This is a genomic window from Aquiflexum sp., from assembly GCF_041749095.1.
Classification (GTDB): Bacteria; Bacteroidota; Bacteroidia; order Cytophagales; family Cyclobacteriaceae; genus Aquiflexum.
In genome coordinates this window covers 1-7,096 of record NZ_JBGTCA010000333.1, presented here as the reverse complement: position 1 = coordinate 7,096, position 7,096 = coordinate 1, and the positions used below count along the sequence as shown (strand labels likewise).

At 37.5% G+C, this 7,096-nt stretch carries 6 protein-coding genes; all 6 read right to left on the bottom strand.

The genetic code is table 11. The features are described 5' to 3' along the window. Positions 1 to 320 precede the first annotated feature (320 nt). Positions 321 to 899, bottom strand: coding sequence for a GNAT family N-acetyltransferase (locus tag ACEW8O_RS15270; RefSeq protein ID WP_373495487.1), 579 nt, complete (start codon positions 897 to 899; stop codon positions 321 to 323). A 113-nt stretch (positions 900 to 1,012) separates the two neighbouring features. Further along, on the bottom strand, positions 1,013 to 1,657 hold the full coding sequence (locus tag ACEW8O_RS15265; protein WP_373495486.1) for a hypothetical protein: 645 nt from the start codon (positions 1,655 to 1,657) through the stop codon (positions 1,013 to 1,015). A gap of 108 nt (positions 1,658 to 1,765) precedes the next feature. Continuing rightward, positions 1,766 to 2,680, bottom strand: a complete 915-nt coding sequence (locus ACEW8O_RS15260) for a DUF6624 domain-containing protein (RefSeq protein ID WP_373495485.1) — start codon at positions 2,678 to 2,680, stop codon at positions 1,766 to 1,768. Between the two features lie 124 nt (positions 2,681 to 2,804). Continuing rightward, entirely contained in the window at positions 2,805 to 3,995 is a 1,191-nt protein-coding gene (locus ACEW8O_RS15255; protein WP_373495484.1) for a cystathionine gamma-synthase family protein, read from the bottom strand. A gap of 653 nt (positions 3,996 to 4,648) precedes the next feature. Continuing rightward, positions 4,649 to 4,846 (bottom strand): DUF433 domain-containing protein, encoded by a 198-nt coding sequence (locus tag ACEW8O_RS15250; RefSeq protein WP_373495483.1) that lies wholly within the window; start codon positions 4,844 to 4,846, stop codon positions 4,649 to 4,651. A gap of 331 nt (positions 4,847 to 5,177) precedes the next feature. After that, positions 5,178 to 7,096 (bottom strand): HYR domain-containing protein (locus ACEW8O_RS15245; protein ID WP_373495482.1); only part of this gene is annotated, 1,919 nt, incomplete at its 5' end.

Sequence of the window (7,096 nt, the reverse complement as noted above, 5' to 3'; positions counted from 1 at the left end):
GATTCTGGACAAATTCAGGCCTATACAGACTGAAAAAGAAATTTACCAGCAAGCCACCTGCTTCATTGCACAATCCGACAAAGATGGCCCAAGCCACAATGAGGAGGCCTTTAAATACGAAGTTATTTGTTTTTGACATCGGTAAATATTTATTGTGATGTCACAAACATCGGTAAATATTTATTGATAAACAATAAATATTTTGTGTTATTGGAAAAATAGGTTAGACTATTTATTAAGCTAATTTATACCTTTGCTATGATCATATAAATCAACTCCACTAAAATATCATGGATCAGAAAAGGGTTTACTTATAAATGTTAAAAGGCATTTTTCTTTGTATTGTAATGTCTGTCGTTGAAGTTAAGCTGTTTCGCCATCTTAAAGTTTATGATTTCTACGTCATTAATAATCTTTGTCTGAGGTGCGAGTGTTTTAAAACCATTTTTTAAGAAAAATTTTCTTGCGGTTTCGCTAACGTCTGAATTCAGAACAGTCCCTCCCCTCTTAATCGCTTCTTTTTCGATTTCAGAATAAAGTTTGTCTGCAATACCTTGTCTTTGGTGGTCTTTGTGAACAGAAAGGAAGTCCAAATAATTATTATTCTCCAATGAAGCAAAGCCAACTATTTTGTGGTCCAACTCAGCAATGAGAAAATATTGTGAAGTTAATTTATCCGTCCATCGTTGGGTGTTTTTAATGGAAGAAGTCCAAGCTTTTATTTGTTCAGGTGAATAGTCCTCATTGCAAATTGTCGAAATGGTGCCCACAAATATTTTTTGTAGTTCAGGCAAGTCGGTAATTTTTGAAAGGCGTATAGATATTTTCGAATTATACATTGTCTGCTTTTTTGTCGTCCCAACGTGGTTCAGCTGGAGACGGCGGGCATTCGGAGCCATATTCTTTAAACTTATTCCTACCTTTCTATAGATACTGATTTTCGTATTTACTCGATACCGCCCGCTGTATCCAAGTTGATGTTACCAGCTATGCTTCTTGTTGTTATCCAATTTTAGTGCTTTGTTATTGCTTTTACTTTAAATGTTTTCTGTCCCCTTTCAATCAAAACAGAGTTTATTTTGTTGGCGAAAAAGTCTTGAATATAATTCCAATCACTTGCATTCATTCCACCATTTCCATTTTTGTCAAGATTGTCAACAATTTTCAAATTTCCAATAAAATCAAAGTTGTCTCTAAATTTCATAAAGTCCTTTCTCCAAATGAAAAGTCCAAATGAGCCTAAAAAGTATGGCTTGTTCTCAGGATGGAAAGTCCACATTTGATTAAGCTCACTGTCGGAATATTTAAAATAATCATTCTTTGTATTTCCAATCCCCCAAAACTCACAATTTAAAATTTTTTCAACAGTCGGTTTTTCAGTGTCGTCATATGTCAAAGCGGCAAAAGTAAAATTTTGAGGACTTTTTTCTTTATTTGTACTTGTGCAGATCAAAACTTTATAAATCTTATCAGCCGTTCTAAATGTCAACAAGTCCCCTTGATTTATGTCGGTTATTTTTTTCATTGAGTTGTCTATTTTAGCATTGCTGGTAACGTTCTGCCTTCCGCCACTTATGGCACTAATGAATCCTATAGGAACCATAAGCGCAATGAGCGCCGGATATTTCCCAATTACCCAAACTAAAATCAATCCCATAAAAATCCAAGGTAAAATATTTTTGAAATAGAATTATTGTCAGAAGCTTTTTTGAATGAGAATGAGTTTAATCTTCCAAAACCTCCAAGGGATAAATTTCCCTTCATTTTACTTTTGAATGTTTTTCAACATCAATTCCTTGTACATCTCTATCGGCATCATTCCGATTTCCATTCTTCGGTGATCCAAATTGTCTATGTCGGCTGTTTCAGCCAATGTCACGGTTCCGTTCTCTGGATCAACATCTGAGAATTGGGTGCCATATAATTGATTTTCCCCATTGTTGATTTTTATCCTATCATACAGGTAGGCGTAACTTTGCCCATCCATGTCTCCCTTCTTGACTGCATTTTCAATATTCGACAATTGATCCTTCTGCCAACCTGTTTCACCATCTGCATGCTGGATCATCAGAAAAACTCCATGCATGGCATCCTTTCCGACCATCTCTTTGGTCGGAAACCCATATTCCAAAAAAATCTCCTTTAATCTGTGCCTGTTTTTAGAATCTACTGAGGAGAACCCGTCTTCACCCTGAGTGACCTCATCTTTATTCAGTCCATACTTTTCAATAAGATCCTCCATCACATTTCCCCGTACTGCTTGGTCATCTACAAACATTTTGATCAGTTCCATCTGTAAATCGGCATTCTTCACTACATAAGGTTCTATATTTTCACAGACTTTCACGTCTTTCATTTCCAGAACGAATAAGTCACTCTTGCATATTTCCTGAAGTTGTTCAGCATCCAGATCATTTAAGATTGAATCGATTTTATCCCGTTTACCAAGCGCATGAAGTGTTTTCAATCCGGTTATTAAGAATTTATGATCTATTTTGTGATTTTGGGTCCGTAGCAAATCAAACTGACTTTCCACCAATTGATGATCATTATTCCAGGAAGAAGAAATCATCCTCCAGCCCAACTTCCATTGTTCGGTTTCGGATAAGTTGGTTTGCTTCCCTGATTCAGAACATGATAGAGTGATGGTGATTAAAAATAAAAAGTTGAGGATTTTCATTTTAAGAGATATTTTAAATGGTTTCGTACTTTGCGGACTGACGGATTTTTAACACAAATTCATTAGAAGCACTAAACTTGTTTTAAGTTGATATTTTTGAAGGCTCATAGTGTTGAAAATTAAATTAAATTTTTGAAAGCGCCTGATGGAAATCAGAAATGATATCTTCAATATTTTCAATTCCTACCGCACAGCGGATTAAACTTTCAGGTATTCCTAATTGCTTTCTCTCTTCTTCAGTTGCCTCCACGTGACTTGTAACCTTTGGAGGTCCTATTAACGTCCCTACCGAGCCTAAACTTGCCGCTAAGTGAGCCAATTCCAAGTTGTTCAAGAATATTTTTACATTTTCAAAATCCCCTTTTAATGAAAACGCAAGTACACCACCAAAACCTGTCATTTGTCCTTTGGCAATTTCATGACTTGGATGTGATGGCAGGCCAGGATAAAAAACAGCATCAACTTTTGGGTGATCCTGAAGGTATTCTGCCAATTTCATCGCATTCTCATTTTGCCGCAAAACCCTTAATTCTAAAGTTTTAATCCCTCTCAACAGCATATAGGCCGTGTTGGCATGAAGCGTGGCACCATTGATTTCTCTGTAATGAAATATTTGGTCAATCAACGCCTTGCTCCCACAAACCACACCACCCATAGCATCGGAATGTCCTCCTAAATATTTTGTGGCACTATGCAGCACTAAATCTGCTCCCAATGCCAGTGGTTGCTGGTTTATCGGTGTGGCAAATGTATTGTCCACAACTACTATAGCACCAACCTCATGGGCTACCTGAATCAGGCGTTTCAAATCCAATACCTTTAATGTAGGATTTGTGGGTGTTTCGAGATAAAGTACCTTACATCCTTTTCTGACCTCAGTTTCTATTTCATCATGATCGGTCGTTTCACAAAGGGTAACATCAATCCCTTTTTTTGGCATAAACTCTAAAAAAATTATGCTTGTACCACCATAGGTGTCTTTTACGGAAACCACTCTATCCCCTTGATTTAGCAAAGTGTACAAGGTATTGCTGATGCCTGCCATACCGGTAGAAAAACTGGTAGCTGCCTCGGCATTTTCCAGGACCCTTACTTTTTCCTCAAAAACCGCAACCGTTGGATTGGTATTTCTGCTGTAGATATGTCCTTCTTTTTTACCAACAGCTACATCAAACCAGTCATCCACGTTTTCATAACCGAATGTCACACTGTTTACGATAGGCACTTGGGTTGCTCCATGAAAAAACAATTCACTTTGACCTGCCCATACTGCTTTTGTTCCGTTTTGTTTAGTCTGCAATTCTTTGTTCTTCATAGTTTTCTTTTAAATCACTTTCATCATATAAATCCTCTTCTTCAATCAGAAAAGCAAAGCTATCAGACTTGCTGACCAAAGTTTCTATTCCCTTTTGAATAATTAGTTCTTTATATTTTTTGAGTACAAAATCCGCAAACTCTGCAATTTCACTGACTTTATCTTCGGGAAGTTTTTCTAAAGCCTCAATGGTTCAGTTTATAAATACTTGTTTTGTAATATTAGTAAGCTTTTTTACAATGTACGGATTATTTATTTTTCACAATGTCAATTCAAATGTGATCATAAGGTTCCCAACTGGCGGATTAACCTACAAATATTTCTTATATAAGTCTATCCTTTAAATCCACTAGAATTCAAACTGGGCGTAAAGTGCCAAATGTTGAATTGAATTTAGGTCTAGGTAAGGGTTGAATATGAAATGGTCTTTCTCCCAAAAATAGTAAGGAATAAAGGTGGGAATCACTCACTTACTAGCTTTCACTACAATAGGTCCAACTGACATTTTACTTTTTAAAACTATTCTTATTTTAGGGACAAGTCCTTTTAAAGTCAAATAGGCATTATCTTGGGCATGGATTACGATTACAGAAATTGGATATTTTTTAAAATTCTGCTGGAATTGGAGGTTCCGGTCAAAAGTAAATAAGACATCAAAATTTTCCTCCACCATCAATTTTAATAACCCCAATAGCTTGTTGCTTGGTGACACTGGGGAAATCTTCTAAAAACTCATCAATGGAAATACCCTTTTCCAAGTGCCAGAATAATGTTTCTACAGGAACCCTAGTTCCACTGAACACCGGCTGTCCATTTTGGATTTCAGGATCTATGGTGATGTACTTTTTCATTGTTTGCATGATACAATTTACGAAATAAATCCAGTTTTGAATAATTATTCAGCAATCAGAAATTGTAAGTTATAATCCTGAACCAAACATACTGATAAGGAAATCTGGTTAACTATGCGTCAATAAAAACGCTGCATCGATATGCAGCTTTTGGTGGGCTGCCTTTAAAAAATCAACTTCTGGTTCGCGCTTACCGAACGATATTTGGGATACCTATCATTTCAAACATAATCCACTGAATTGTATGGGGATTTTATGGTCAATCCTATGGTAAAAAAATAGGTTGGAGAACCGGAATCCTGTTCTCCAACCTGAATGTGTAAAAAGGGATTTAATTGTTCTTTACTAGAATCTTGGTGATGACCTGATGGTTTATTTGAACCTGAACCTGATACATTCCATTGGCGATGCCTTCAAGATTAAGGTTTTCGATAAATGTTTCACTGTGTTCTTCCTCAATTTCAACTACCAAGACCCCTTTGGCATCATATAGCCTTATAGCTACTTTTGAAGGTTTAAAGATATCCACTCTTACATTAGTTTCAGAAGTAGCAGGATTGGGATAAACAATTACCTGATTTGGAATTACTTCTCTGGTCAGTGTAATCTCCCTTTGAATGGTCTGCCCTACCCTATCCGTACTCGAAACCATCAGCTTCATCTCATTTTTGAGGAATTGAGCACCTTTCCAAACCACCCTGTCACCATCCAAGTCAACAAATTCATTTTCCAATATCGTATAGGTATGAATATCATCAGCAGGGTCAATAGTCCTAAGTGTACCAATCACCTCCCCGTCAACAATAGATTTTGGTATGATGTTCCGGTCAATCTCAATGTCAATTGGAAGACCTTTTTCCTCCACCATAACATACATCTGGACTTCATACTGCAATTTCAAAGAAATGGACTCCATTAAGCTACCCGTGATGGTGTACATTCCGGAAACCAATGGATCATAACCTTCCTTTGACCAATCGACTTTCAGATTGACTTCCTGTCCATATTCATCGGTAATCAGCAGTTCAAAATCCTTTATTTCCTCAAAAGGAGTGTTCCAAGGAACAATGGTCAATCCGTTGGCATCAATGGACTTGTTTTTGCCTTTTGATTTTGGCTGATGGATAACTATACTTCCGCCTGATATATCCGAAGAAGCATCTGCATTTTCGTCTTCTCCGATCTGATTATCATAAACCAGTTCACCCGTATCTGTTATCCAGATTTTCATCCGGAACTTGTCACTCTCAATGGGATCTTTGAGATTACCATCGATCACGGACACCATAAATGAATATCCAGCTTCCCGATTGATAGTTCCTTCCCCTTTGTATAAAGCTTTGTGACCGGCCACTACCAAGGACATCGAGCGATGATTGGTACTATTGAAGTTCAAATTGCCATCTCTATACTGGAATTCTGTATGCCCATCTACTTTGTTACTTCCTTTTCGATATTTGGCCACAAATCCGAAATTGGCCCTTCCTTCAGAATCCAAGTTTTGTAAATAAGATCCTTTAGGTGACCATATCCATCCTCCACCTGTTACAAAGCCTCCATCAGGATCGAAAATCACAGCTAAATCAGTCAAACCTTCTACTTCATTTCCGCAGGCATCTTTCACCACCAATTTGATTTGGTAAACACCAGGAGTGGTGTAGGTGTATTGAGCAGCAAAATCACCAAAAGGAGCACTGAGGACAGTTTCTTGTTCATTATCCCATATCCATTTAGCTTCCACGACATCTCCCACAACTGTTGCAGAAACCTGAATCGTGGAGTTCACTGGATTGGGATCAAGTGGTCCGGTGATACTCGATATCTCTAATTCTACTGCACAAGGTTCCTGATCAATATTGATATTAATGGTAACAGTAGCATCTTCACGTACTTGATTACCATTAATATCTGTCACTGTTAGTGTCACTGTATTTTCACCTTCGTCTGCAGCAGTAAACAAAGTCTTGTCTAATTCATAAGAAAGAATTCCACAGTTGTCGGATGAACCATTGTCAATGTCAGAAGGAACCAAAATAACATCTTCATCCAAATCAAGAGTGAAAATTCTATTTCTGGTAATTACCGATGGGTTTTGAGTGTCATTTACTATAACATTGAAGCTACAGGTTGACTGATTGCCAGCCCCGTCAGTGGCTGTATATTTCACCTCGGTTGTTCCCACAGGGAAGGCCGATCCCGGTGCAATGTTGCTTGTCTGGTTCACCGTACCGCTGTTATCTGTAGCTGTCG

Coding starts and splice junctions, on each gene's coding strand:
- ACEW8O_RS15265 (WP_373495486.1), bottom strand. CDS start 1,657: ATGGGATTGATTTTAGTTTGGGTAATTGGGAAATATCCGGCGCTCATT.
- ACEW8O_RS15260 (WP_373495485.1), bottom strand. CDS start 2,680: ATGAAAATCCTCAACTTTTTATTTTTAATCACCATCACTCTATCATGT.
- ACEW8O_RS15250 (WP_373495483.1), bottom strand. CDS start 4,846: ATGAAAAAGTACATCACCATAGATCCTGAAATCCAAAATGGACAGCCG.
- ACEW8O_RS15255 (WP_373495484.1), bottom strand. CDS start 3,995: ATGAAGAACAAAGAATTGCAGACTAAACAAAACGGAACAAAAGCAGTA.
- ACEW8O_RS15270 (WP_373495487.1), bottom strand. CDS start 899: ATGGCTCCGAATGCCCGCCGTCTCCAGCTGAACCACGTTGGGACGACA.